The sequence below is a fragment of the Pseudonocardia sp. Cha107L01 genome, assembly GCF_052566575.1.
Map to the genome: position 1 here is coordinate 8,316,114 of NZ_CP199579.1, position 26,149 is coordinate 8,342,262.

Here is a 26,149-nt window from a genome sequence, read left to right on the forward strand (position 1 = left end):
GCGATGACGACACCGGTGGCGGTGGGGCGGATCGAGTTCAGTACGACGGACCCGGACCGCGCGATCGACTATCTCAGCCGCGTCTACCGAACGAGCCTGCGGGTCAGCGGCGCGCGGGACGGATACCTGCATCGGCACACCCGAGTCGACGGCGGTTCATTCGCCATCGACGACGTGTGGTTGCCCCTCCACATGTGCGTGCGGCAGGAGCCGCTGGACTCGCCTCGCCCGACCGCGTTCCCGGCCCGATCCGGTTGACCAGTCTCCAGCCCAGGTCCGCCCTGGCCGCGCTGCAGTGGCAGCGCACGGTCACGTTCCTGCACGACGTGCTCGACAACTCCGAGGCCGCGGCGCAGCCACTGATCACCGGCAACGCCGCCCGGCTGTTGGCCGCGACCGTGCTGACCACGTTCCCCAACACCGCCATCCTCGACCCCACCGCACCGGATCGCCAGGACGCCACCAGCACGACCCTGCGGCGCGCTATCGCGTTCATCGAACAGCGCCTCGGCGACGAGTTCCTCCCGGAGGCCCGCCGCGTGCTGGCCACCGCCCGGCACGCGCTGGAGGTGGGCCGCCTCGCCGCCCAGGGACACGCCGGTGAGGTCCGCTTCGGCTACGCCGAGGACCTGGGCTCCCGGCTCATCCAGCTCGCCGTCCCGCGGCTCGGCCGCCGCGCGCCGTCCGCCCGGGTGCAACCCCAGCCGATGACCACCCCGGAGCAGTTGGCGGCACTCACCGACCGGCGCCTCGACCTCGGCTTCGGTTGGACGCCCGAGCTCACCGGTGATCTCACCGCCCTGCTGGTCTCCCGCGAACCGCTCGTGGTCGCGCTCGCGGCCGAGCATCCGCTCGCCGCCGCACCGGCCGTGGACCCGGTGCACCTGTCCCACCAGCCGCTGCTCGTCGTGCCCCGCGAGGTCAACCCGTACCTGCACGACCGGGTCATCAGTCAGCTCACGGCACGCGGCGTGAGCGTCACCGTCCACCAATACGTGTCCAACCTCGACCGGATGCTCCCGCTGGTACTCGCCGGCTCCGCCATCGGCGTCACGGTCCCCAGCGCCGCCGCCGCCAACCCGACCGAGGGGGTCGTGTACCGCCCGTTCACCGAGCCCAGCCCGCACGTCGACGTCAGCCTGATCTGGCGCCGCGACACCACCAACCCGTCGGTCCCCCTGCTCGTCGACGTCGTCCGCGAGCTCCGCGACACCGGCGCCTTCCTGCCGCCGGAACCGGCGGGCTGATTCCCTCGGGATGACGTGTCCGGTTCCGGCTCCCCGCCCCGACCTACCCGCATGGAGGTCACCGTGAGCACAGCTCGACCCGCCGCCCTGTCCCCGGCACGGCTGGCGCATCTGCACCGGGTGATGGCCGGCCACGTCGAGCGGGAGGCGGTCTCCGGCGTCGTCTACTACCTCGAGCGGCGCGGCCAGACCCACCTGGAGTCGGTCGGGCACACCGCGCTGGACCGCGCCGACCCGATGCGCGCGGACACCATCTTCCGGATCGCCTCGGTGACCAAGCCGATCACCGCGGTCGCCGCCATGATGCTCGTCGAGGACTGCGTGCTCGGACTGGACGACCCGGTCGACGAGCTGTTGCCCGAGCTCGCCGACCGGCAGGTGCTGCGCCGGATCGACGGCCCGCTCGACGACACGGTGCCGGCGAACCGGCCGATCACCGTGCGGGACCTGCTCACCTTCCAGCTGGGGTTCGGCGTGGTCCTGGCGGCGCCGGACAGCCTCCCGATCCAGCGGGCCTGGTCGGAGCGGCAGCTCGGCGGTACCGCGCCGCCCACACCCGCCGAGGGCCCGGAAACCGACGAGTGGCTGCGCCGCCTCGGCGAGCTGCCGCTGATGCACCAGCCCGGCGAGCGCTGGATGTACAACACCGGCGCCGACGTGCTCGGCATCCTCCTCGCGCGGGCCGCCGGCCAACCGCTGCCGGAGCTGCTGCGGCAGCGCATCTTCGAACCGCTCGGCATGGTGGACACCGGGTTCAGCGTGCCGCCCGGGAAGCTGTCCCGCCTCGCCACCAGCTACGACACCGACCCGGGGACCGGCAAGCTCAGGCTGCTGGACGGGGTGGCGGACAGCCAGTGGCGGCAGCCCCCGCCGTTCGCCTCCGGTGCCGGCGGGCTGGTGTCCACGGCGGCGGACCTGGCTGCGTTCGGCCGGATGATGCTCGCCGACGGCGGCTACCCGGGCGGGCGGCTGCTGTCCCGGCCGACGGTGCGGGCCATGCTCGTCGACCAGCTCTCCACCGAGCAGAAGGCGGCGTCCACCCCCGAGGTGTGGGGTTTCGACCACTGCGGCTGGGGGCTCGGCCTGTCCGTGATCAACCAGTGGCGGCCGGGGGAGCCCGGCGGCTTCGGCTGGGACGGTGGCGTCGGCACCTCCTGGTACTGCGACCCGGACGAGGGGCTGATCGGCGTGCTGCTGACCCAGAGCACGTTCACCTCGCCCGCCGGGCCGGCGATCCGGCGGGACTTCTGGACCTGCGCCTACGCCGCGATCGCCGACTGACACCGCGTCCTTCGGCAGGGGGCCGGGGGGCGTCTCAGCCGGGCATTGCGAGGATGCCGGCATGGGACGCCACGGTCGCGAGCGCCGACCCGCCACTGAGGCACCGTCGCGATCGTGGCCCACGACGGAGCCCGACGACGCGCTGACCGCCCCCCAGGCCCCGGTCACCCGCCAGAACCCGTCCGCCGGGCACGACCACGGATACGGTCATGGCCACGGGCACGGTCCGGCGGCACCGGCCAGCCGCCGGGTCCGGATCCTGCTCGCGGTGTTCCTGGTGCCGTGCGCGATCGCCAGTGTGGTCGGCGTGCTGCTGCTCTACCCGTTCAGCGGCGTGCCGCCGGTACCGGGCGCGCGCCAGCAGATCGTCGACGCCGACGTCGCGGCGGTCACCCCGGCGGACTGCAGCCAAGCCGCCCCCGGCCAGAAACAGGGCCCCCAGGACTGTGTGGCGCTGAGCCTGATGATGACCGACGGCGCGGCCGCCGGGCACGGCATCGTCAGCGTGTTCCCGGTGGAGCCGACCAGCCCTAAGTACCGGGTCGGCGACAAGGTCGTCCTGCAGTACGGCGGCGGCGACCCGAACGACACCGGGTCCTACCAGGTGGCCGACTTCCAGCGGAGCACCTCGCTGTGGGTGCTCGGGCTGCTGTTCGCCGCCGCGGTGATCCTGCTCGGCCGTTGGCGCGGGGTGGCCGCCCTGGTCGCGCTCGGCGTCAGTTTTGTGGTCCTGATCATGTTCATGCTGCCGGCGATCCTGGACGGCCGCGGCCCGCTCGCGGTCGCACTGGTCGGCGCCTGCCTGATCATGTTCGCGGTGCTCTACCTGAGCCACGGGTTGTCGGCGCGGACGTCCACGGCGGTCCTCGGCACCCTGGTCAGCCTGGGCCTGATCGGGGTGCTCAGCGCAATCTTCACCACCGCCGCCCAGCTCACCGGCCTGGACGACTCGACACAGAACCTCGTCGCGGCACTGGGCAACGGCACGCGCCTGGACCCGCGTGGCCTGTTGCTCGCCGGCTTCGTGATCGGCGCCCTCGGTGTGCTGGACGACGTCACGGTGACGCAGACCAGCGCGGTGTGGGAGCTGCGGCGGGCGAACTCCCTGCTCAGCCCGGGTGAACTGTTCGCCGCCGCGATGCGGATCGGCCGCGACCACATCTCCTCGGCGGTGAACACCCTGGTGCTCGCCTACGCCGGCGCCTCACTGCCGCTGCTGCTGTTCTTCAGCGTGTCCGGGTTGAGCCTCGGCCAGTCGATGAGTGCCCAGGACGTGGCCAGCGAGCTGGTCCGCACCCTGGTCGGCAGCATCGGGCTGGTCGCCTCGGTGCCGATCACCACCGGGGTGGCGGCGCTGGTGGCTAGCCGCGAACCAGCTCCGTCACCCGCTGGCTGACCTGCTCCAGCGCGACGTCGACCTGGGTGCCGTCGCCCAGGTTCTTCACCCCGATGGTGCCGGCGTCCAGGTCTCGCTCGCCGAGGACCAGGGCGAACCGGGCACCGGAGCGGTCGGCCGCCTTCATCGCGCCCTTCAGCCCGCGCCCGCCGTAGGCCAGGTCCACCCGCACCCCGGCGGCCCGCAGCTCGCCGGCCAGCGCGACCAGCCGCCGCTTCGCCTTCTCCCCCAGCGGCACGCAGAACACGTCGCAGCGCGCCGGGTCGGCCACGGTCAGCCCCTCGGCGCGGGAGGCCAGCAGCGTGCGGTCCACCCCGATGCCGAAGCCGACCCCGGACAGCGGCTGCCCGCCCAGCTCGGCCATCAGCCCGTCGTAGCGCCCGCCGCCGCCGATGCCGGACTGCGCGCCCAGGCCGTCGTGCACGAACTCGAACGTGGTCTTCGTGTAGTAGTCCAGCCCGCGCACCATCCGGGGGTTCTCGACGTAGGGCACGCCGAGGTCGTCCAGGTGCAGCTTGACCTGCTCGTAGTGCTCCCGGCAGGCGTCGGAGAGGTGGTCGACCATGAGCGGCGCGTCGGCCATCAGCGCCCGCACCTCGGGGCGCTTGTCGTCCAGCACGCGCAGCGGGTTCAGCTCGGCGCGCGCCCTGGTCTCGTCGTCCAGCGGCAGCGCGCGCAGGAACGCCTGCAGCAGCTCGCGGTAGGCCGGGCGGCAGGTGTCGTCGCCCAGCGAGGTCAGCTCGAGGCGGAACCCGGTCAGCCCGACCGCCCGGAACCCGGCGTCGGCCACCGCGATCACCTCGGCGTCCAGCGCCGGGTCGTCCACGCCGATCGCCTCGACGCCGACCTGCTGCAGCTGCCGGTACCGGCCGGCCTGCGGGCGCTCGTACCGGAAGAACGGGCCGCTGTAGGACAGCTTGACCGGCAGAGTGCCCCGGTCAAGCCCGTGCTCGATCACCGCGCGGACGACGCCGGCGGTGCCCTCCGGGCGCAGCGTCACCGACCGGCCGCCCCGGTCGGCGAAGGTGTACATCTCCTTGCTGACCACGTCGGTCGACGCGCCGACGCCGCGGGCATAGAGCGCGGTGTCCTCGAAGATCGGCAGCTCGATGGACGCGTAACCGGCCCGGTCGGCGGCGGTGATCAGGGCGGACCGCACCGCGACGAACGCCGCCGAGTCCGGCGGGTAGTACTCCGGGATGCCCTTGGGGGCAGCGAACGTGCTCACAGTCCTCGTCTCACTGTCAGGTCCGGATCGGCGCTCGGCGCCAGGTCGCGCAGGAACGGGTTGCTGCCCCGCTCCCGGCCGATCGTGGTGGTCGGGCCGTGCCCGGGCAGCACCAGGGTGGCGTCGTCGCGGGTCAACAGCTTGTCGCGCAGGCTGGCCAGCATCAGCCGGTGGTCACCGCCGGGCAGGTCGGTGCGCCCGATCGACCCGGCGAACAGCGTGTCCCCGGCCAGGATCAGCTCGGCGCCCTCCCCGGTGGTGCCGCTGAAGATCACCGAGCCTGGCGTGTGGCCGGGCGTGTGGTCCACGGTCAGCCGCAGCCCGGCTAGGTCCAGCACCGCGCCGTCGTCGAGCGGGCGGACCTCCCGGGGCTCGCGCATCTCCAGGCGGCCGCCGAAGAACGCGGCCGCGTCGGCGCTGAGACCCTTCAGCGGATCGGCCAGCAGGTCCCGGTCGTCCGGATGGATCCAGGCCGGGATGTCGTGACCGTCGCACACCGGCGCGACGCTGAACGTGTGGTCGAAATGGCCGTGCGTGAGCAGCACCGCGACGGGGTTCAGCCGGTGCTCGGCGAGCAGCTCGGTCAGCGGCTCGACCGCGTCCTGACCAGGGTCTACCACCACGCAGGGTTCGCCGGCGGCGGCGGCGACCACAAAGCAGTTGGTCTGGAACGCGCCAGCGGGAAAGCCTGCAATCAACACCAGGCCAGCCTAAGGCCTGCAGCCGCGGCCACCGCGCCGCGGCCACTCAGCGCCCGCTCGCTAAGCTGCGGCGTTGCCTCGGGCCGGCATCGGTGAGCGACCGACCGCGCCGAACGAGTGCCCCGTCATTCGCCGGGCCCGAGTGCGCAGATCGAGCAGTGGGGTATGGGAGGACGTTCAGCGGTGACGACGAACCAGCAGCGCCGGGAAGCAGCCAAGCGCAAGCTCCAGCGCCAGCAGGAACGCCGGAACGACCGGTCGAAGCGCCGCAAGAAGACCGCGGCGATCACCGCTGTGGTCGTCGTGGTCGCGGTGGTCGCCGCGGTGGTGCTGTTCAGCACCCTCGGCGGTGGCTCCACCCCGCCGGCCGCCAACAGCGCCGCCCCGCCGAGCACCGCCGCGAACGCCACGCCGCCCCCCGCCGCCCCGGTCAACATCCCGACGCAGATCGCGCCGCCGCTGAAGCGCCCGACGGCGTTCCCCGCGTCGGTGAACTGCACCTACAAGCCCGACGGCCAGGCCGCCCGGCCGGCCCAGGCGCCACCCGGCGCCAACGTCAGTGCCCGGGGCACCGCGCCGGTCGCGCTGGCCACCAGCGCCGGCCAGATCGACATGACCCTGGACCGCGACCTGGCACCGTGCACGGTGAACAGCTTCGTCAGCCTGGCCAAGCAGGGCTACTTCAACAACACCTCCTGCCACCGGCTGACCACCTCACCCGGCCTGCAGGTACTGCAGTGCGGTGACCCGACCGGCACCGGCAGCGGTGGCCCCGGCTACTCGTTCGCCGACGAGACCTACCCGCAGCTGACCTACGGCCGGGGCTACCTGGCAATGGCCAACGCCGGGCCGAACACCAACGGCAGCCAGTTCTTCATGATCTACGGCGATGCCTCGGCGCTGACCCCGGACTACACCGTGTTCGGCTACATCACACCGGCCTCGCTGCCAGTGCTGGACAAGGTCGCCAAGGCCGGCGACGACGGCTCGCTCGACCCCAACCCCGGCGGCGGCAAGCCCAACATGGCCGTCACCATCACCAAGGTCACCGTCAGCTGACCGGGGCCGCGTTCGCTGCTCCGGTGGCCGCGCCAACTCAGCCTCGACGCCGCGCACTCGCGTGCTTCTCGCGCAGTCCGCACCATGCGCGACGTCCACGGCAAGTGCGCGACGTGCGGTCGTAAGGTGCGCGGGAACTACGGAACGTGCGCGGGAATAACACGAGGTACACGGGAGTCAGACTCTGGGGCTTAATTCATGGTCAACGTAACGTCAGGCCTGTTTTGGAGCTCAGAAACCAGCCTGACGTTACTTTGATCACGAAATGGCGCCTTACGCCGCCAGATTGAGCGCGCAGCAGCTCAGGGCACAGCGCCCAACCACGCCACCCACGTACCAGGCCCCCGCGCCACCGCGCGACCGGCCGACAACCCATCCCGGCCGACCGACCTACCAGGCCCCCGCCCCACCCCGCGACCGGCCGACAACCCATCCCGGCCCACCGACCTACCAGGCCCCCGCCCCACCCCGCGACCGGCCGACAACCCATCCCGGGCCCACCGACCTACCACGCCCCCGCGCCACCGCGCGACCGGCCGACAACCCATCCCGGGCCCACCGACCTACCACGCCCCCGCCCCACCCCGCGACCGGCCGACAACCCTCCCCGGCCCACCGACCTACCACGCCCCCGCCCCACCCCGCGACAGGCCGACAACCCTCCCCGGCCCACCGACCTACCAGGCCCGCGCCACCGCGCTCCCGCGCCACCGACCTAGCGAGCTCCCACGGGCCCGGCCAACCGGACCACCGCCCACCCAACCCGGCCCAGCCCGCCCGGACCCCGCCCTGGGCCCGGCGGCCGACCTACCGCGCCGAGGTCACCCGGTACACGTCGTACACGCCCTCGACGTTGCGGACCACCCGCAGCAGGTGGCCGAGGTGCTTCGGGTCGCCCATCTCGAAGGCGAACCGGGACACCGCCACCCGGTCCCGCGAGGTGGTCACCGACGCGGACAGGATGTTGACCTTCTCGTCCGCCAGCACCTTCGTCACGTCGGACAGCAGCCGGTGCCGGTCCAGTGCCTCGACCTGGATGCTGACCAGGAACATCGCGCTCGGCGACGCGTGCCACTCGACCTCGACCAGGCGCTCGCTCTGGCCGCGCAGCGAGTCGGAGTTGGTGCAGTCCGAGCGGTGCACGCTGACCGCGCCGCCGCGGGTGACGAAGCCGATGATCTCGTCGCCGGGCACCGGGGTGCAGCAGCGGGCCAGCTTGACCCACACGTCGGTCATGCCGCCGGCATCGCCGACCACGGCGACACCCGAGTCGCCGCTCGCCCTGCGGCGCTGCACCGTGGACGGGGTGGCCCGCTCGGCGAGCTCCTCCTCCGCGTCCTCGACGCCGCCGAGCAGCGCGACCAGCCGGGCCACCACGTGCTTGGCGGACGCGTGGCTCTCCCCCACCGCCGCGTACAGCCCGGACAGGTCCGGGTAGTGCAGCTCCCGGGACAGCGCGGCCATCGAGTCGGCCGAGGCGAGGCGCTGCAGCGGCATGCCGGTGCGGCGGGCCTCCCTGGCGATGGCCTCCTTGCCCGCCTCGATGGCCTCCTCGCGGCGTTCCTTGGCGAACCAGTGCCGGATCTTCGCCTTGGCCCTCGGTGAGGCCACGAAGGTCAGCCAGTCCTGGCTGGGTCCGGCGCCGCCGGCCTTCGAGGTGAAGATCTCGACGACTTCGCCATTCTCCAGCTTGCGCTCGAGCGCGACCAGGCGCCCGTTCACCCGCGACCCGATGCAGCGGTGCCCGACCTCGGTGTGCACCGCGTAGGCGAAGTCGACGGGGGTGGAACCGGACGGCAGGGTGACCACGTCGCCCTTGGGGGTGAAGACGAAGATCTCCCGGGTAGCCAGGTCGTAGCGCAGCGACTCGAGGAACTCCCCCGGGTCGGCCGCCTCGCGCTGCCAGTCGAGCAGCTGGCGCATCCAGCCCATCTCGTCGACCTCGACGGCCTGCCCGGTGTGGGTGCCCCTGGTCTCCTTGTAGCGCCAGTGCGCGGCGATGCCGTACTCCGCCGTACGGTGCATGTCCCTGGTCCGGATCTGCACCTCGAGCGGCTTGCCGTCCGGCCCGATCACCGTGGTGTGCAGCGACTGGTAGACCCCGAACCGGGGCTGCGCGATGTAGTCCTTGAAGCGGCCGGGCATCGGCTGCCACAGCGCGTGCACCATGCCCATCGCGGCGTAGCAGTCCCGCACGTCGTCGACCTGGATCCGCACACCCACCAGGTCGTGGATGTCGTCGAAGTCCTTGCCCTTGACGATCATCTTGCGGTAGATCGAGTAGTACTGCTTGGGCCGGCCCTCGACGGTCGCGGCGATCCGCGCGCCGTCGAGCTGCGCGTTCACCTCGTCGATGACCTGGCGCAGGTAGGTGTCCCGGGACGGCGCGCGGTCGGCAACCAGCCGGACGATCTCGTCGTACTTCTTCGGGTGCAGCAGCGCGAAGGCCAGGTCCTCCAGCTCCCACTTGACCGTGGCCATGCCGAGGCGGTGGGCCAGCGGGGCGAACACCTCGAGCGTCTCGCGCGCCTTGCGGGCCTGCTTCTCCGGCGGCAGGAAGCGCATCGTGCGCATGTTGTGCAGCCGGTCCGACAGCTTGATCACCAGCACCCGGGGGTCCCGGGCCATCGCGACCACCATCTTGCGGATGGTCTCGGCCTCGGCCGCCGCGCCGAGCTTGACCTTGTCCAGCTTGGTGACGCCGTCGACCAGGTGCGCGACCTCCTCGCCGAAGTCGGCACCCAGCTCCTCGAGCAGGTAGCCGGTGTCCTCGACGGTGTCGTGCAGCAGCGCGGCGACCAGCGTGGTGGTGTCCATGCCCAGCTCGGCCAGGATGGTCGCGACCGCGAGCGGGTGGGTGATGTAGGGGTCGCCGGACTTGCGCTTCTGGTCCCCGTGCCGCTCCTCGGCCACGTCGTAGGCCTGCTGCAACAGTGCGAGGTCGGCGTTCGGGTGGACCTGGCGGTGCACGGCGGCCAACGGCTCCAGCACCGGTTTGACCGCGCCCGCACGCGGCGAGGAGATGCGCCGCGCGATGCGGGCCCGCACCCGGCGGGTGGCCGACGGTCGGGCGGGAGCAGCGGGCGGCGCGGTCTCGGCCGGCACGGCCGGTTGACGCTCAACGGTACTCACGCGCGCTCCACGTTACGAGGATAGCGACGTTGCCGCCGGTCCGTCCCCCGGCCGGGTTAACATCCCGCTCAGCCGCGCATCAGGGCGTGCAGAGGGCGACCGGCGAGCGCACCGCGGCCGCCCAGTGCGGTCAGCTCGAGCAGCACACCGAGCCCGACGACCACGGCGCCCACCTGCTCGAGCAGCTCGCAGCTGGCCCGCAGGGTGCCGCCGGTGGCCAGCACGTCGTCGACCAGGTACACCCGGGAACCGGGGTGCACCCCGCCGGCCGGCAGCTCCAGCGTGGCCGAGCCGTACTCCAGCTGGTAGTCCCGCGACGCCGCGACCAGCGGCAGCTTGCCCGCCTTGCGCACCGGCACCATGCCGACCCCGGCAGCCAGCGCGACCGCCGCGCCGAGCAGGAAACCTCGGGCCTCCACGCCGACCACCACGTCCGCACCGCTCGCCGGCCGGGCCATCGCACCGATCACCGCGCCGAACGCCGCCGCGTCCGCCAGCAGCGGCGTGACGTCCCGGAACAGCACGCCCGCTTCCGGGAAGTCCGGGACGTCCCTGATCAGCTCGGCCGCCCGGGTCAGCTCAGGGGTCGGTTCGTTGACCAGCGTGCTGGGCCCCCGACCGTCCCCGTCGGTCACCGGCGGCGCTTGCCGGTCGGTCGCTCCGTGCGGGTGGCGGACCGGCCGGACCGGGCCGAGCGGTTGCCCGCCGCCCGACGGCTGCCGGCCGCCCTGGCGGGCACCCCGGCGGCGGCCGCGACGGCCCGCTCCCGGCGCAGCTCGCCGTTCAGCGCGGTGTCGTCGGTGACATCCACCTCGCTGGTGTCGCCGTCCGCGTCGACGCTCCCGGCCTGCTTGGCCCGCCGGGCGTACACCCGGTTGGCCTGCTGCTGGAACCGGGCGTCGCGCATCTTCAGGTCCACCAGCACCGGGGTGGCCAGGAAGATCGACGACAGGGCGCCGGCGATGATGCCGACCATCTGTACCAGGGCCAGGTCCGCCAGGGTGCCGACGCCGAGCACGCCGACGCCGACGATGAGCAGCCCGAGCACCGGCAGCACCGCGATGAGCGAGGTGTTGATCGAGCGCATCAGGGTCTGGTTCAGCGCCAGGTTGGCGGTCTCGGGGTAGGTCCGCCTGGTCAGCCCGAGCAGGCCCCGGCCGTTCTCCTTGACCTTGTCGAACACCACCACGGTGTCGTACAGCGAGAAGCCGAGGATGGTCAGCAGCCCGATCACCGTCGACGGGCTCACCTCGAACCCGACGATCGAGTACACCCCGGCGGTGACCACCAGGTCGTGGATCAGCGCGACCACCGCGGCGATCGCCATCGAGCGCTCGAAGTAGACCGCGAGGAAGATCGACACGAGCACCAGGAACACGGCCAGCGCGATCAGCGCCTGGGTGGTGATCTCACCGCCCCAGCTGGACGACACGGCGGTCTCGCTGATCGCGTTCGCGTCCGGCTGGCCGTTCGCCCCGAGCGGGTGGTAGGCGTCGAACAGCGCCTGCTTGGCCTGCTGCTGCTGGGCGGCGGTCAGCGTCTCGGTGCGGACCTGCACGGTCTGTGAGGTGCCGCTGCCGGCCACCTGGACCGACGCCGGCTTCGCGCCGACCGCGTCGAAGATCACCTTGTCGACGTTGAGGCTCGACGCGTCGCCGGTGATGCCCACGGTGGAGAACTGGATCTGGGTGCCGCCCTCGAACTCGATGCTCAGGCTGAAGCCCCGGAACACCATGGAGGCGATGCAGATCAGCACCAGTGAGCCGAAGACCAGGTACCAGCGCTTGCGGTTGCCGACGATGTTGAACGCGCCGGTGCCGGTGTAGAGGCGGCTGAAGAAGTTGCCCCGGGTGGACCGTTCCTCGGACCGGCTCAGGCCGGTTTCGGGGTGTGCCATCTCAGGCTCCCTTCGCGGCCGCGGCCGCCGCGCGCCTGCGCATCGCGCCGATCCGGGCTACCGCGCCCAGCCCGGACCAGGTGGGGCTGCTGAACACCCTGGACTGCGCGGCCAGTACGACCAGCGGATGGGTGACCAGGAAGACCACCACCAGGTCCAGGATGGTGGACATGCCGAGGGTGAAGGCGAAACCCTTCACATCCCCGATGGCCAGCAGGTACAGCACCGCGGAGGCCAGGAAGCTCACCGCGTCGGCGGACAGGATGGTGCGCCGCGCGCGCACCCAGCCCCGGGGTACCGCCGCCCGGAAACTCCGGCCCTCGCGGACCTCGTCCTTCAACCGTTCGAAGAAGATCACGAACGAGTCGGCGGTGATACCGATGGCCACGATGAAACCGGCGACCCCGGCCAGGTCCAGGGTGAACCCGATGGACCGCCCGAGCAGCACCAGCACCGCGTAGACCACGACGCCGGACAGCGCCAGCGAGAGGATCGTGAGCACGCCGAGCGCCCGGTAGTAGAACAGGCAGTACACGAACACCAGTGCCAGCCCGATGGCGCCGGCGATCAGGCCGGCCTGCAGTGAGGCGAGCCCCAGCGTCGCCGACACGGTCTGCGCGTCGGAGGTGCCGAAGGACAGCGGCAGCGAGCCGTACTTCAGCACGCCGGCCAACTGCTGCGCCGAGGCCTGGGAGAAGGACCCGCTGATCTCGGTGGCGCCGAAGATGGGTTGGTCGATCGTCGGTGCCGACACGACCTCGGTGTCCAGCACGAACGCCGACTGCTTGCCGACGTTCGCGGTCGTGTAGTCGCCCCAGATCTTGGCGCCCGCGCTCTTGAACGTCACGTTGACGACGTTGCCGGCCCGCTGCTGGTCGTAGCCCGCGGAGGCGCTGGCGATCTCGGTACCGTCCAGGAAGGACGGGCCGAGCAGGTACTTGGCGGTGCCCTTCTGGTCGCAGGTGACGAGCGGCTTGGTCGGGTCGTCGTAGCCGCGCAGCACGTCGTTGCCGGTGCACTGCAGCTGCTGGATGGCCAGCTGTTGGACGTCCTGGTTCGTGCTCTGCCGCATCGCCCTGGCGAGGGCGATCTCCTTGGCGAGCTCGGGATCGGCGGCCACCGCGTTGTTCAGGCTGGGAGCGGTGTCGCCCGAAGGCGCCGGGGGCGGCGCGGGATTCGGGCTCGGGGTCGGCGGCGGTGCCGGGGCGTGCGGTGCTGGCGCCTGCAGCGCGGCGGCGCCGATGGCGTGCGGTGCGGCCGAGCCCGGGCCGGGTGCCTTGGTGGGCGGCTGGGCGGGCTGCTGGGGGGATGTCTTGCCGGGGGTCGGCGTCGCGTTGCCCGGGCCCGGGGTCACGTTGGCGTTGCCGGATCCGGGAGCAGGCGCGGGCGCCGGGGTTGCGTTGAACGGCCCGGCGAGCACCGTGCGGAACCGCAGCTGCGCGGTCTGGGCCAGGTCCTTGGCGCGTTGGCCCTGGTCACCGGGCACGGTGATGGTCAGGTTGTTGCCATCCTGCACCACCTCGGCGCCACTGACACCGAGCCCGTTCACCCGCTGGTCGATGATCTCGCGGGCCAGCGTGAGCTGTTCCCTGGTCGGCGGCTGACCGGTCGCGGTGCGCGCGGTCAGGGTGACCCGGGTACCGCCCTCGAGGTCGATGCCGAGCTTGGGGTTCGGCTTGCGGTCACCAGTGAGGAACACCAGCGCGTAGAGCACAACGACGATGCCGACGAACGTCGCCACGTACCGCCATGGGCGGATCTGCCCGGCCGGTGGGGCCACTGAACTAACTCCTATGGGATGGCTCGCCCCGATGACACGGGGCGTATGGGGGCTTCACCGATGTTACCGATGCGATCCCTACGCTTTCGCCGGCCCCTCGACGGTCTTTCCCGACGTCACCGTCCGGCGCAGGATTGCACCGCTGAGCGGGTGCTGGTTTACGACACGGTCACCGTTCACGGGATTCGCGGGGATAGCGGGACAGCGAAAGACGGGGCCGTGCGCGGTTTCGCGCATGACCCCGTCCGGTGCGTGCGAATTACTTTCTGACGCCTTGCTCAGGCTTATCCCGACGCCCGGGCAATTCGTCCAGGGTCGTGCTCAGGCGCTGTTGCGTCTCGCGGTGGAGTCGTTCGCCGGCGCCTCGGTGGTGCTGGCGGCGGGGCCGTCGGTCTTGGTCACCTCGGGCGCCGGGGTGGCGGGCGCCGGGATTTCCTCGTGCGCCGGGGCGTCGACGGCCTTCGGCGCATCATCGGCCGGCGTGTCGTCCTCCGAGGCGGGCTCGGTCGGGTTGACCGTCTCGCGGACGGCGGCCCGCACCCAGGTGGTCACCACGCCGGGCGCGATCTCGATGTCGACGGTCTCCTCGTAGCTGCTGTCCACCACGGTGCCGCGCAGTCCGGAGGTCGTCACCACCACGTCGCCCTCGGACAGCGAGCTCTGCAGCTGCTGCATCGCAGCCATGTTCCGCTTCTGCTTCCGGCTGCTGAGCAGGATCGGGATAAACAGCAGGAGGATGATGAGTGGGAACAGCGTAGAGATGTTCATGGTCTCCGTACTTCCGTGAGGGTCATCGGGTCTGCCAACCTCACAACCCGAACAGTACAGGCGGCGGTTCCCCCTGCTCCCCGACCGCGTTGGGCGGCGGTTCGAGGCCCAGGTGCCGCCAGGCTCCGATGGTGGCAACCCGGCCACGCGGGGTGCGCGCCAACATACCGGCCCGCACAAGGAAAGGCTCGCAGACCTCCTCCACCGTAGCGGGTTCTTCGCCCACCGCCACTGCCAGCGTCGATACCCCCACCGGACCACCGCGGAAGGACCGCACCAACGCCGTCAACACCGCTCGGTCCAGCCGGTCGAGGCCGAGCTCGTCCACGTCGTAGACCTTCAGCGCCGCGCGCGCCACCTCCCGGGTGACCGCGCCGTCCGCCCGGACCTCGGCGTAGTCCCGGACCCGGCGCAGCAGCCGGTTCGCGATGCGCGGCGTGCCCCGGGACCGGCCGGCGATCTCCTCGGCGCCGTCCGGGCGCAGATCCACGTCCAGGATGACCGCGGCACGGCGCAGCACCCGGTCCAGCTCGGCCGCCTCGTAGAACTCCATGTGCGCGGTGAAGCCGAACCGGTCGCGCAGCGGCCCGGTCAGCGCCCCTGCCCTGGTCGTCGCGCCGACCAGTGTGAACGGCGCGATGTCCAGCGGGATGCTGGTCGCGCCGGGGCCCTTGCCGACCACCACGTCGACCCGGAAGTCCTCCATGGCCAGGTACAGCATCTCCTCGGCGGGCCGGGCGATGCGGTGGATCTCGTCGATGAACAGCACGTCGCCGGGCATCAGGTTGGACAGCATCGCGGCCAGGTCGCCGGCCCGCTCCAGTGCCGGGCCCGAGGTGATCCGCAGCGCCGCGCCCAGCTCGGTCGCGATGATCATCGCCAGGCTGGTCTTGCCCAGCCCGGGCGGGCCGGACAGCAACACGTGGTCCGGCGGGTCACCGCGCCGGCGGGCGCCCTCCAGCACCAGCTCCAACTGCTCGCGAACCCGGGCCTGGCCGATGAACTCGCTGAGCCGGCGGGGCCGCAGGGTGGCCTCGGTGTCCAGGTCCTCCTGCTCGGCCTCCGCCGACACCACCGGCTCGCTCACGACATCACCTCGCCCAGCTCATTCTCGCGGCCCGCCGTCACCGGGCCTTGCCCAGCCTGCTCAGCGCGGTGCGCAGGGTCGCCGCGGTGTCCACCGAGCCGCCATTCGTGGTTTCGGCCAACACCGCGTCCACCGCCTGCTCGGCCTGCCTGACCGCGAACCCCAGCCCGGTCAGCGCCTCCACCACGTGGTCACGGCCGCTCACCGGGGCGGTGACGCCACCCCCGACCGGCACCCGGGCGACCGCGACGACCTTGTCCCGCAGCTCGAGGACCAGTCGCTCGGCACTCTTCAGCCCGACGCCGGGCACCCGCTTCAGCGCGGCCGTGTCACCGTCGGCCAGTGCCCGGCAGAGCGCGTCCGGCTCGAGCACCGCGAGGATGCTCAGCGCCAGCCTCGGCCCGACCCCGGTGACCGTCTGCAGCAGCCGGAACAACTCGCCCGCCTCGGCGTTGGCGAACCCGTAGAGGGTCAGCGAGTCCTCCCGGACCACCAGCGTGGTGGCCAGTCGGGCCTCCTCACCCCGGCGCAGGGTGGCCAGTGTGCCGGGGGTCGCGTGCACCGCGAGCCCGACACCGCCGACCTCGACCACCGCATGGTCCAACCCGATGGTCAGCACCGGGCCGCGCACCGAAGAGATCACAGCAATCACCGTTCCTTAGAGACGGACCCAGCGGCGGACCCGGCGGCGGACGCAGCGGCGGACGCAGCGGCGGACGCGGCCTGGGCCAGCTTCGCCCGGTGCGCCCGGGCGAGGCGGTCCGAAGTGGCCTTGGCCTCGGCCATCCGGTCCAGCATGGGCCCTCGCCAGCAGTGGCAGATGGCCAGTGCGAGTGCATCCGCCGCATCCGCCGGGCGGGGTGCCTCGGCGAGCCCGAGCAGCCTGGCCACCATGCCGGTGACCTGCTCCTTGTCGGCCCGCCCCGACCCGGTGACCGCGGCCTTGACCTCGCTCGGGGTATGGAACACCACGCGCAGCCCGGCCTGCGCGGCGATCAGCGCGACGACACCGCTGGCCTGCGCGGTACCCATCACGGTGCGCACGTTGGACTGGCTGAACACCCGCTCGACGGCCACCACGTCCGGGCGGTGCTCGCAGATCGACTCCCGCACCGCGTCGGCCAGCATGAGCAGCCGGCGGGACACCTCGGCGTCGGGCGGCGTGCGCACCACGCGGTAGGTCACGCAGCGCACCTGGCGGCCGCCGGTGCCGTCGACCACGCCGATGCCGCACCTGGTCAGCCCCGGGTCGATGCCGAGCACCCGCACCCGCACTGCCCCTCTCGATCACCCCGGAGAACGTCCACGAACACCTGTTCGAGGAGAGGCTACCGGGGGCCTCCGCCCGCACCCCCACCGACGCGCCGGCACCGGCACCGGAGCCGGTCCCACACGGCGGCGCCGGAACCGGTCCCGGCGACGGCACACATCCCATGCCGCGGCACCCACGTTCCAACGTGTGTGGCGTCTGCGCGGGCCGCAGCCGGTCTGTGTCGCCGTGCTCGGCAGCGTGCCAGACCCGTGAGTGGCGAGTTGGGCTATAGCCCAACTCGCCACTCACGGGGTCAGCCGACACGGCACACGGCACACGGGCACACGGGCACACGGCACACGGCACACGGCACACGGCACACGGCACACGGCACACGGCACACGGCGAAGGTAACGCCAGTCCGGTTCTCACGCAGACGAACAAGCGTGGCGTTACGTTGACCTTGACTTCCGCCAACGCAACCGCCTCAGCCAGTTGGCCGCCGCCTCGTAGCCCCATTTGCGTGCTCGCACGGGGCCGCCGCGGCTCGCACAGAGCCTGCGGCGTGGCCCGGTGGGTGTGCGTGTGGCGACAAACGCTGTGTCCCGGCAACGGCACACATCCCCATGCCGCGGCGCATAGGTCCCAACGTGTGGGTGGCGACACGGCGCTGTGTGCCGTCCGCCCGCGGCCGTCCGGCTCGGGCGCGGGCTAGCCGCCGAGGGTGACGACCAGGTCGGCGAGGCCCTTGGTCGCCGTCACCGTCTCGGCGTTGCGCTCGTCGGAGCCCAGCGTCCGCTCCCAGGCCTGCTCCGGCGTCCGGCCGTAGAACTCGTGCCGGGCGGCCAGCCGCTGGCGGCGCAGTTCCTCCGGTACGTCGACGTACCAGATCTCGTCGCACAGGTCCCGGACCGGCCGCCAGGGTCCGTCCGCCAGCAGGTAGTTGCCCTCGGTGAGCACCAGCTGTACGTCCGGGTGGACCGGGACGGCGGACTGGATCGCATCCTCGATCTCGCGGCGGAACTCCGGCGCCCACACCAGCTGCTCGGCCGGGTCGCGCAACCGGCGCAGCAGCGAAACGTAGCCGGCCGCGTCGAAGGTGATCGGCGCGCCCTTGATCTCCACCAGGCCCAGCTCGGTCAGCGCCCGGTGCGCGATGTGGAAACCGTCCATCCCGACCAGCGCTGTGCGCACCCCCCGCCCGGACAGCGCCACCAGCAGCGCCTGGGACAGCGTCGACTTGCCCGCCCCCGGTTCGCCGGTGATGCCCAGCAGGGCACGTCCCCGCGACGCCAGCCCCACCGCCCGCTCCAGCTGCTCCGCCGAGACGATCCCGCCGCTCACCGGGCCGACCTGCTCACCGCTCACCGGGCCGACCTGCTCGCCGCTCACCGGGCCGATCTGCTCGCCGCCGCTCACCGTGCCACCCCTCGCCCGGCCGGGCGCAGCCGCGCCACCACCGCGGCCAACCCCGGATCCTCCAGCCAGGCCCGCGAGCCGAGCCGGGCGCACCGCACCGCCGCCACCTCGGCGGCCAGCCCGGCACACCGGCGCCACTCACCGGGGTACACGGCGAGCGCGGCCACCAACGCTCCGTGGAACGCGTCACCGGCGCCGAGGGTGTCCACCGGTTTCACCACCGGCACCGCCACGCTGCCCCGCTTGCCGTCCATGGTGCTCCACACCACCGGGCGCGGGCCGTCGGTGACCAGCACCGTGGGTACCCCGCGCCGGTGCAGCGCGGTCGCCACACCGAACGGGTCGTCACCGGCGCGGCGCCCACCGGGTGGACACAGGTCGGCCGAGCAGGCGGCCAGGTCGACCCGGGGCAGCACCGGCTCCAGGTCGTCCTTCCAGCTGCCCGCGTCCAGTACGACCGGCACCCTGTCCCGGTTCGCCTCGGCGGCCACCCGGGCGGCCAACGCCGGGTGGTGCCCGTCGAGCAGCACCACGGCAACGTCGTCCAGCAGGCCGGCCAGCGAGTACTGGGCGCCGTCAACACCCCGGTTGCCCAGTGCGCCGGGCGAGACCACGGTGCGCTCCCCGGTGCGGACGTCGACCAGTGCGCTGGCCACCGGTAGGTCCCAGTCCGCCGGTGCCAGGTCGATGACGTCGACGTGGTGGGCGGCCAGGTCGGCGTGCGCCGGGGCAGCGGCCGGGCGGGTGCCCACCGCGCTGAGCAGCCGGGCGGAGCCGAGCAGCCGGGCGGCGGTGACCGCGGCGTTCGCGGCCGGCCCGCCGGCCAGCAGCTCCCCACCCACCGAGCGCTCCTTGCGTCCCCAGTGCGGCGGTCCGGTCACGTGGTGCACCACGTCCAGCGTGGTCAGCCCGACGCAGAGCACGGTGGGTCGGCGGGTCGAGCTCACCCTTCCGACCGGGGCCGGACCACGACCTTCTGATCGACCAGATTGCCGCTCTCGTCCAGCCGGAGCGCCCCGGTCATCAGTGCCACCACCTCGTTCATCTCGTAGTCGTCCGGCTTGACCACGGCGACCCGCTTGCCGAGGCGGTGCACGTGGATCCGGTCCGCGATCTCGAACACGTGCGGCATGTTGTGGCTGATCAGCACCACCGGCAGGCCGTTGTCCCGGATCCGCCGGATCAGGTCCAGCACCATCGCCGACTCCCGCACACCGAGCGCGGCGGTCGGCTCATCCATGATGGCCAGCTTGCGGGCGAACATCGCCGCCCTGGCCACCGCGACCGCCTGGCGCTGGCCACCGGAGAGCGTCTCGACCAGCTGCCCGATGTTCTGCACCGTGGCCACCCCGAGCGCATCCAGCTGGCGCTGTGCCTCCAGCCGCATGCGCTTGTGGTCCAGGGTGCGGAACACGGTGCCCAACAGCCCCTTCTTGCGCTGCTCGCGGCCGAGGAACAGGTTCCCGGCGATGTCCATTGCGGGAGCCACCGCGAGGGTCTGGTAGACCGTCTCGATGCCGGCCTGCCGGGCGTCCAGCGGCGAGTGGAACCGGACCGGCTCGCCGTCCAGCCAGATGGTGCCCTCGTCCGGGATCACCGCACCGCACAGTGCCTTGATCATGGTGGACTTGCCGGCACCGTTGTCGCCGATCACCGCCAGCACCTCGGCGGGGCGCAGGTCGAAGTCGGCCCCGTCGATCGCGGTCACGCTGCCGTACCGCTTGACCAGGCCCTCGGCGCGCAGGACCGCGTCCTCGAGCCGGGGCGGTTCCGCCGGCGTCGCCGTTGCCTCCGCTGACTCGGTCACCGCGACCTCCTCCTGGCCAACTGGTCCAACGCGACCGCGACGATGACCAGCAGACCGGTCGCCACGTCCTGGTAGAGCTCGTCGATGCCGGCCTGGGTGAGTCCGCTGCGCAGCACGGAGACGATCAGCGCGCCGACCAGTGTGCCCAGCACCCCGCCCCGGCCGCCGAACAGGCTGGTACCGCCGATCACCACGGCGGTGATGCTGTCCAGGTTGCCGGTCTGGTAGGCGTTCGGGTCGGCGTTGGGGATCCGGCCGATGGCCTGCCAGGCGGCGAACCCGTAGATCACCCCGGCCAGCAGGTACACGCTGAACAGGGTGCGGTTGACGTGGATACCGGTGAGCCGGGCCGCCTCCGGGTCGTTGCCCAGTGCGTAGACGTGGCGGCCCCACGCGGTGCGGCTCAGCGCGTACCAGGCGAACAGGAACATGGCCAGGCCGAGCAGCATGCCGAGGGTGATCTCGATCTGGCCGAACAGGTAGAAGCGCTGGCCGAGCAGGTTGAGCAGCCCGTTGCTGACCGGGAAGCTCTGGCCGGCCGCGAAGATCCGCGACGAGGCCGCGACCACCGTGAGCATGCCCAGGGTGACGATGAACGGCGGCAGCCGCAGCGACGTGACCAGCACGCCGGAGATGGAGCCGACGGCCGCGCAGAGCAGGATGCCGGCCAGCAGCGCGGTCAGGCCACCGCCGGCACCGGCCAGCTTGGCCATCAGCAGGGTGCCGAACACCATGATCGCGGCGTTCGCCAGGTCGATCCCGGCGGTCAGGATGACCAGCGTCTGGCCCAGGGCCAGGGTGCCGACCACCAGCGACTGCTCGACCACGAGGCTGATGTTGTCCAGGCTGAGGAACGTGTTCGTGACCAGCGAGAACACCACGACGGCCAGCAACAGGGCACAGCTCGGGCCCAGTGCGGGGTAGCGCAGCACCAGCTCGGAGGCGGTGACCCGGCGCCGCGCCCCCACCACAGCCGTCACGTCGCCGCCTCCATGCTCAGAAGATCCTCGTCGCCATCCCCGGCAGCGGGCACGATCAGCCCCAGCAGTTCTGCAAGCCGAACGCGGTGTCCTTGGCTTCCAGGCCGGCCAGCGGCTTGTCGGTGATCAGCTCGGAGCCGGTGTCGTGGAAGCCGGAGGGCTTGGTCCCGTTCTTGGCGAAGTCGACCACCGCGGTGACGCCGTCCTGGGCCATCTTCTTCGGGAACTGCATCACCGTGGCCGCGTACTTGCCGGCCTTGACGTCCTGCACGCCCTGGCAGCCGCCGTCGATCGAACCGATGACGACCTTGCTGGTCAGGCCCTTCGCGGTCAGCGCCGCGTAGGCGCCGCGCGCGGTGGGCTCGTTCAGCGTGTAGACCGAGTTGATGTCGGTGGAGCGCTGCAGCAGGTTCTCGGTCGCCTGCTGGGCCAGGTTCTGGTCACCGTTGGCGTTGGCCCGCCCGACGATCTGCGGGGCGCCGTCGGCCAGTCCCATGCCCTTGAGGAAGCCGTTGTGGCGCTGGGTGTCCACCGCTCCGCCCGGCGTGCCGTCCAGCAGCAGCACCTTCGGCGCGGCGCCGTTCAGTGCGGCCTTGACGTAGGCGCCCTGCTTCTCCCCGGCGCCGAGGTTGTCCGTCGCCCAGGTCGCGTCCACCGCGTCCTTCGGGTCGGTCTCGGTGTCCAGCGCGATGACGGTGATGCCCCGGCTCTTGGCCTGCTGCAGCGCGCCGATGATCCCGCCGGAGTTGCTCGGGGTGATCAGGATGCCCTTGACACCCTGCTGGACGAGGTTCTCGATGGCCGCGACCTGGCCCTCGTTGTCACCGTCGAACTTCCCGGCCAGCGCGATCAGCTGGGCGCCCTGCTGGTCGGCGGCGGCCTTCGCGGCCTCGCGCAGCGTGACGAAGTAGGGGTTGGTGTCGGTCTTGGTGACCAGGCCGACCTTCACCGGGCCCGAGTTGGCGCCGGCCGAACCGCTGTCGCTGGCCCGCTGTGTGCTGCAACCCGCCGCGACGACCGCGACCGCGACCGCCCCTATTGCCACGAACCTGACCGAACCGCTGGAGCGTCGCACCACAATCTCCTCGTCGAGAGCTGAACCGTTCGCCAGCCGCCTCTCGGTCCCGCTTCCCCCTCGAGCCCCGGACGGTGTGCGCAAGATTAGGAGCAGCGATCGAGCGTCGGGAACTACTCGATCAACTGAATTGCGCAAATCTCCACCGTCGCCACCGGTCCGGGGCCGGACCGAAAGCAACACCGGTCCGGTTCCGACCGTGGTCAATCAGGACCGGAGTTACTCTCGGGTCGATCAGAGCGGGTTCACTCGATCTCGGCGAGCACCTCGTCGGTGACGTCGAAGTTGGCGTACACGTTCTGCACGTCGTCGCTGTCCTCGAGCGCGTCGATCAGCTTGAAGACCTTGCGCGCGCCGTCCGCGTCCAGCGGCACCGAGACCGAGGGCAGGAAGGTGAGGTCGGCAGAGTCGTAGTCGATGCCGGCGTCCTGCAGCGCGGTCCGCACCGCCACCATGTCGGTGGCCTCGGAGACGACCTCGTAGCTCTCCCCGATGTCGTTGACCTCCTCGGCGCCGGCGTCCAGCACCGCCAGCAGGACGTCGTCCTCGCCCGCCGAGGAGTCCGACTTGGGCACGATCACGACGCCCTTGCGGGTGAACAGGTAGGCCACCGAGCCCGGGTCGGCCATCTGGGCGCCGTTGCGGGTCATCGCGGTGCGCACCTCGGAGGCGGCCCGGTTGCGGTTGTCGGACAGGCACTCGACCAGCACCGCGACCCCGTTCGGGCCGTAGCCCTCGTAGGTGATCGACTGGTAGTCCGCCCCGCCGCCGTCCGCGCCGGAACCCCGCTTGAGCGCGCGGTCGATGTTGTCGTTCGGCACCGAGCTCTTCTTGGCCTTCTGGATGGCGTCGTAGAGCGTCGGGTTGCCGGCCGGGTCACCCCCGCCGTTGCGCGCGGCGACCTCGATGTTCTTGATCAGCTTGGCGAACATCTTGCTTCGCTTGGCGTCGACGACGGCCTTCTTGTGCTTGGTGGTCGCCCATTTGGAATGGCCGCTCATGGATGCCCCTTCCGCGGCGCTCGCCGCACGTACGTCCCGGGGCTATCCGGTCGCTGCGTTCAGCGATCGATCGCCACCTCGGACCAGGTCGCAGAACAGGCGGTGCACCCGCCCGTCACCGGTCAACTCGGGATGGAACGCGGTAGCCAGCACCATTCCCTGCCGAACCGCGACGATCCTACCCTCGGCCGCTCCGGCGCCCGGCTCCTGCTGTAGCGACCGCGGCACGGTGGCCAACACCTCGACGTCCGGGCCGACCGATTCCACCCACGGCGCCCTGATGAAAACGGCGTGCACCGGGCCGCCCTCCAGCCCGACCAGGGACAGGTCGGTCTCGAACGAGTCGACCTGGCGGCCGAACGCGTTGCGCCGCACCACCACGTCCAACCCGCCGAGCTGGCGCTGGTCGGCGCGGCCGTCGAGCACCTGGCGGGCGAGCAGGATCATCCCGGCGCAGGACCCGTAGGCCGGCATCCCGTCGGCGATCCGGCGGCGGACCGGCTCGAGCAGATCGAAGGTCTCCAGCAGCCGGCTCATGGTGGTCGACTCGCCGCCGGGCAGCACCAGCCCGTCGACCGCGTCCAGTTCGGCGGGACGGCGCACCGCTACCGCGCGCACCCCGCAGTCGGTGAGCGCGGACAGGTGTTCACGGACGTCGCCCTGCAGGGCGAGCACGCCGATGGTCGTCACGTTCCCCAGGGTAGGCGAGTCCGCTCCAGGCCTTGTTTGCGCCGGTCATCGGGTGTGAGATCGGACACACAGCGTGGAGGTAACGAGCAGGTAGACGGAGGTGGTTCAGATGGCAGTCAGAGCTGACGCCGGCCAGGGAGCCGGGGCGATCGTGGCCGAGGACCCGGCCGCGATCCGCAACGTGGTCCTGGTCGGGCCGTCCGGGTCCGGGAAGACCACCCTGGTCGAGGCACTGCTCGCATCGGCCGGCGTGATCCCCAGGGCCGGCACCGTCGTCGACGGGAGCACGATCTGCGACCACGACCCGGCCGCCGTCCGCCAGCAGCGTTCGGTCGGCCTCGCGGTCGCCCCGCTGCGCCACCAGAACATCAAGATCAACCTGATCGACACCCCCGGGTACGGCGACTTCGTCGGCGAGCTGCGCGCCGGGCTGCGCGCGGCGGACGCGGCGTTGTTCGTGGTCAGCGCGGCGGAAGGGGCGACGGACGGGGGTATCGACGCGGCCACCGTGGGGCTGTGGGAGGAGTGTGCTGCGGTCGGGATGCCGCGCGCCGTCGTGGTGGCCCGCTGCGACCACCAACGCGCCGACCTGGAGTCGGAGGTCGACGGCTGCCAGACCACGTTCGGCACCGGGGTACTGCCGCTCTACCTGCCGATGCGCGAGGGCGGGCACCTCTCCGGCCTGTACGGGCTGCTCTCCCGCACGGTCGCCGGCCAGCCCGTCGACGACCCGCCGCCGGACGCCGAAGAGGCCCGCAACGAGCTGATCGAAGGCATCATCGCGGAAAGTGAAGACGAGTCGCTCATGGAGCGCTACCTCGAGGGCGAGGAGATCGACGCCGCCACCCTGATCACCGACCTGGAGAAGGCGGTCGCCCGGGGCACCTTCCACCCGGTGGTACCGGTCTGTGCCTCCTCCGGCACCGGGCTGCCCGAACTGCTGGAGCTGATCGTGGGCGGCTTCCCCTCCCCCGTCGAGCACCCGCTCCCCTCGGTGCGCGGGGTGGACGGCGCCGCGCACCCGCCGCTGACCGCCGACCCGGCCGGCCCGCTGGCCGCCGAGGTCGTGCGCACCTCGGCGGACGCCTACGTCGGGCGGGTGTCGCTGGTCCGGGTGTTCTCCGGGACCCTGCGCCCGGAGCGCTCGGTGCACGTCTCCGGTCACGGCTGGACCGCCGCGAACGGCAACGGCGGCTCGGGCGGCGGATCGGCAGAGGCGCCGGACGAGCACGTGCACGACGGCGACGAGCGGCTGGCCCACGTCTACTCCCCGCTGGGCGCCAACCTGCGCGAGGTGTCCAGCTGCGTGGCCGGCGACATCTGCGCGCTGACCAAGCTCGGCTCCGCCGAGACCGGCGACACCGTCTCCGCCTCCGACCACCCGCTGCTGCTGGACCCCTGGGAGCTGCCGCAGCCGCTGCTGCCGGTCGCGGTGCTGGCGCACACCAGGGGCGACGAGGACGCGCTGATCAAGACACTGGCCCGGCTGGTGGTCTCCGACCCGACGCTGCGCCTGGAGCGCAACCAGGAGACCCACCAGATCGTGCTGTGGTGCATGGGCGAGGCGCACGCCGACGTGGTGCTGTCCCGGCTGCGCGCCGGCGGCGCCGAGGTCGACACCGAGCCGGTCCGGGTGCCCATGCGGGAGACCGTCGCCAAGCCCGGCCGCGCCACCGGGCGGCACGTCAAGCAGTCCGGTGGCCACGGCCAGTTCGCGGTGGTGCACGTCGAGGTGGAACCGCTGCCGCAGGGCTCCGGCTTCGAGTTCGTGTCCAAGGTGGTCGGCGGCTCGGTGCCCACCCAGTACATCCCGAGCGTGGAGAAGGGCGTGCGGGCGCAGATGGACCGCGGGCTGACCGAGGGCTGTCCCGTGGTGGATGTCCGGTTCACCCTGGTCGACGGCAAGGCGCACAGCGTGGACTCCTCGGACGCGGCGTTCCAGACGGCCGGCGCGCTCGCCCTGCGGGAGGCGGCCGCCACCTGCGGCACCGTGCTGCTGGAACCGGTCGACGAGATCACCGTGCGGATCCCGGACGAGCACCTGGGCACCGTGCTCGGTGACCTCTCGTCGCGGCGCGGCCGGGTGCTGGGCACCGAGCTGGACACCGGTGTCGACGGCACCGCCGGGCCGGGGCGCACCGTGGTGCACGCGGAGGTACCGGCGGCGGAACTGTTGCGTTACGCGGTCGACCTGCGCGCGATGACGCACGGCACGGCGGTGTTCAGCCGTCGGTTCGCACGCTACGACCAGGCGCCGGAGAACGTGCGGAGCTGACCAGTGGCGCGGTTGTTGCGTATACCTACGCAGAGCAGCTCTGCGTAGGTATACGCAACGGCGGCTGCCGTTCG

Annotated in this window: 23 protein-coding genes; 6 read left to right on the forward strand and 17 right to left on the reverse strand. The window is 72.0% G+C overall.

Annotated features, from left to right (window positions below):
• Nucleotides 1-3: 3 nt before the first annotated feature.
• The 4 genes from ACTXG6_RS39220 to ACTXG6_RS39235 all read left to right on the forward strand — a co-directional run bounded on the left by ACTXG6_RS39220 (nt 4) and on the right by ACTXG6_RS39235 (nt 3,924).
• Nucleotides 4-258, forward strand: coding sequence for a hypothetical protein (locus ACTXG6_RS39220; protein ID WP_445184371.1), 255 nt, complete (start codon nt 4-6; stop codon nt 256-258).
• The gene (locus tag ACTXG6_RS39225; protein WP_445184372.1) at nt 255-1,247 is read left to right on the forward strand and encodes a LysR family substrate-binding domain-containing protein; all 993 of its coding nucleotides are present in this window, start codon (nt 255-257) and stop codon (nt 1,245-1,247) included. Before ACTXG6_RS39220 ends, ACTXG6_RS39225 begins: the two co-directional genes overlap by 4 nt.
• 63 nt (nt 1,248-1,310) lie before the next feature.
• Nucleotides 1,311-2,528: a serine hydrolase domain-containing protein gene (locus ACTXG6_RS39230; protein ID WP_445184373.1), complete on the forward strand. Its 1,218-nt coding sequence runs from the start codon at nt 1,311-1,313 to the stop codon at nt 2,526-2,528.
• 61 nt (nt 2,529-2,589) lie between these two features.
• Nucleotides 2,590-3,924, forward strand: coding sequence for a YibE/F family protein (locus tag ACTXG6_RS39235; RefSeq protein WP_445184374.1), 1,335 nt, complete (start codon nt 2,590-2,592; stop codon nt 3,922-3,924).
• On the opposite strand, the gene hisS is transcribed toward ACTXG6_RS39235, so the two are convergent.
• Both hisS and ACTXG6_RS39245 read right to left on the reverse strand, forming a co-directional pair.
• Nucleotides 3,890-5,152 carry a histidine--tRNA ligase gene (hisS, locus tag ACTXG6_RS39240; RefSeq protein ID WP_445184375.1) on the reverse strand — a complete coding sequence of 421 codons (1,263 nt, stop codon included), beginning with the start codon at nt 5,150-5,152 and terminating at the stop codon, nt 3,890-3,892. The genes ACTXG6_RS39235 and hisS overlap by 35 nt on opposite strands.
• Entirely contained in the window at nt 5,149-5,853 is a 705-nt protein-coding gene (locus tag ACTXG6_RS39245) for an MBL fold metallo-hydrolase (protein ID WP_445184376.1), read from the reverse strand. Before ACTXG6_RS39245 ends, hisS begins: the two co-directional genes overlap by 4 nt.
• A 183-nt stretch (nt 5,854-6,036) precedes the next feature.
• Here ACTXG6_RS39245 and ACTXG6_RS39250 point away from each other — a divergent pair, with 183 nt between their 5' ends.
• Entirely contained in the window at nt 6,037-6,912 is an 876-nt protein-coding gene (locus ACTXG6_RS39250) for a peptidylprolyl isomerase (RefSeq protein WP_445184377.1), read from the forward strand.
• 807 nt (nt 6,913-7,719) lie between these two features.
• On the opposite strand, the gene ACTXG6_RS39255 is transcribed toward ACTXG6_RS39250, so the two are convergent.
• The 15 genes from ACTXG6_RS39255 to pdxT form a co-directional block, all read right to left on the reverse strand.
• Nucleotides 7,720-10,017 carry a RelA/SpoT family protein gene (locus tag ACTXG6_RS39255; protein WP_445190234.1) on the reverse strand — a complete coding sequence of 766 codons (2,298 nt, stop codon included), beginning with the start codon at nt 10,015-10,017 and terminating at the stop codon, nt 7,720-7,722.
• 95 nt (nt 10,018-10,112) lie between these two features.
• Entirely contained in the window at nt 10,113-10,679 is a 567-nt protein-coding gene (locus ACTXG6_RS39260) for an adenine phosphoribosyltransferase (RefSeq protein WP_445184378.1), read from the reverse strand.
• Nucleotides 10,676-11,941, reverse strand: a complete 1,266-nt coding sequence (gene secF / locus ACTXG6_RS39265) for a protein translocase subunit SecF (protein ID WP_445184379.1) — start codon at nt 11,939-11,941, stop codon at nt 10,676-10,678. The genes ACTXG6_RS39260 and secF overlap by 4 nt, the downstream gene beginning before the upstream one ends.
• Before the next feature lies 1 nt (nt 11,942).
• Entirely contained in the window at nt 11,943-13,721 is a 1,779-nt protein-coding gene (gene secD, locus ACTXG6_RS39270) for a protein translocase subunit SecD (RefSeq protein ID WP_445184380.1), read from the reverse strand.
• A gap of 321 nt (nt 13,722-14,042) precedes the next feature.
• Nucleotides 14,043-14,489, reverse strand: coding sequence for a preprotein translocase subunit YajC (yajC, locus tag ACTXG6_RS39275; RefSeq protein WP_445184381.1), 447 nt, complete (start codon nt 14,487-14,489; stop codon nt 14,043-14,045).
• 40 nt (nt 14,490-14,529) lie between these two features.
• Nucleotides 14,530-15,576 (reverse strand): Holliday junction branch migration DNA helicase RuvB, encoded by a 1,047-nt coding sequence (gene ruvB / locus ACTXG6_RS39280; protein ID WP_445184382.1) that lies wholly within the window; start codon nt 15,574-15,576, stop codon nt 14,530-14,532.
• A gap of 37 nt (nt 15,577-15,613) precedes the next feature.
• Nucleotides 15,614-16,219, reverse strand: a complete 606-nt coding sequence (ruvA, locus tag ACTXG6_RS39285; RefSeq protein WP_445184383.1) for a Holliday junction branch migration protein RuvA — start codon at nt 16,217-16,219, stop codon at nt 15,614-15,616.
• Nucleotides 16,220-16,224: 5 nt separating this feature from the next.
• Nucleotides 16,225-16,845 (reverse strand): crossover junction endodeoxyribonuclease RuvC, encoded by a 621-nt coding sequence (ruvC, locus tag ACTXG6_RS39290; RefSeq protein WP_445190235.1) that lies wholly within the window; start codon nt 16,843-16,845, stop codon nt 16,225-16,227.
• Nucleotides 16,846-17,539: 694 nt separating this feature from the next.
• Nucleotides 17,540-18,160 carry a nucleoside/nucleotide kinase family protein gene (locus ACTXG6_RS39295; protein WP_445190236.1) on the reverse strand — a complete coding sequence of 207 codons (621 nt, stop codon included), beginning with the start codon at nt 18,158-18,160 and terminating at the stop codon, nt 17,540-17,542.
• Between the two features lie 83 nt (nt 18,161-18,243).
• Nucleotides 18,244-19,194: a PfkB family carbohydrate kinase gene (locus ACTXG6_RS39300; protein WP_445184384.1), complete on the reverse strand. Its 951-nt coding sequence runs from the start codon at nt 19,192-19,194 to the stop codon at nt 18,244-18,246.
• Entirely contained in the window at nt 19,191-19,991 is an 801-nt protein-coding gene (locus tag ACTXG6_RS39305) for an ATP-binding cassette domain-containing protein (protein ID WP_445190237.1), read from the reverse strand. Before ACTXG6_RS39305 ends, ACTXG6_RS39300 begins: the two co-directional genes overlap by 4 nt.
• 59 nt (nt 19,992-20,050) lie before the next feature.
• Entirely contained in the window at nt 20,051-21,034 is a 984-nt protein-coding gene (locus ACTXG6_RS39310; protein WP_445184385.1) for an ABC transporter permease, read from the reverse strand.
• 55 nt (nt 21,035-21,089) lie between these two features.
• Nucleotides 21,090-22,109 (reverse strand): substrate-binding domain-containing protein, encoded by a 1,020-nt coding sequence (locus ACTXG6_RS39315; protein WP_445184386.1) that lies wholly within the window; start codon nt 22,107-22,109, stop codon nt 21,090-21,092.
• A gap of 245 nt (nt 22,110-22,354) precedes the next feature.
• Nucleotides 22,355-23,110, reverse strand: coding sequence for a YebC/PmpR family DNA-binding transcriptional regulator (locus tag ACTXG6_RS39320; RefSeq protein ID WP_445184387.1), 756 nt, complete (start codon nt 23,108-23,110; stop codon nt 22,355-22,357).
• A 42-nt stretch (nt 23,111-23,152) separates the two neighbouring features.
• Entirely contained in the window at nt 23,153-23,809 is a 657-nt protein-coding gene (pdxT, locus tag ACTXG6_RS39325; protein WP_445190238.1) for a pyridoxal 5'-phosphate synthase glutaminase subunit PdxT, read from the reverse strand.
• Between the two features lie 100 nt (nt 23,810-23,909).
• On the opposite strand from pdxT, the gene ACTXG6_RS39330 reads away from it, so the two are divergent.
• Nucleotides 23,910-26,075, forward strand: a complete 2,166-nt coding sequence (locus tag ACTXG6_RS39330; RefSeq protein ID WP_445184388.1) for an elongation factor G-like protein EF-G2 — start codon at nt 23,910-23,912, stop codon at nt 26,073-26,075.
• Nucleotides 26,076-26,149: the final 74 nt, after the last annotated feature.

Bases quoted from the DNA above. Each gene is read 5' to 3' on its own strand.
- ACTXG6_RS39220 (WP_445184371.1), top strand. From the start codon at position 4: ATGACGACACCGGTGGCGGTGGGGCGGATCGAGTTCAGTACGACGGAC.
- ACTXG6_RS39235 (WP_445184374.1), top strand. From the start codon at position 2,590: ATGGGACGCCACGGTCGCGAGCGCCGACCCGCCACTGAGGCACCGTCG.
- secF (WP_445184379.1), bottom strand. From the start codon at position 11,941: ATGGCACACCCCGAAACCGGCCTGAGCCGGTCCGAGGAACGGTCCACC.
- yajC (WP_445184381.1), bottom strand. From the start codon at position 14,489: ATGAACATCTCTACGCTGTTCCCACTCATCATCCTCCTGCTGTTTATC.
- ACTXG6_RS39320 (WP_445184387.1), bottom strand. From the start codon at position 23,110: ATGAGCGGCCATTCCAAATGGGCGACCACCAAGCACAAGAAGGCCGTC.
- ACTXG6_RS39330 (WP_445184388.1), top strand. From the start codon at position 23,910: ATGGCAGTCAGAGCTGACGCCGGCCAGGGAGCCGGGGCGATCGTGGCC.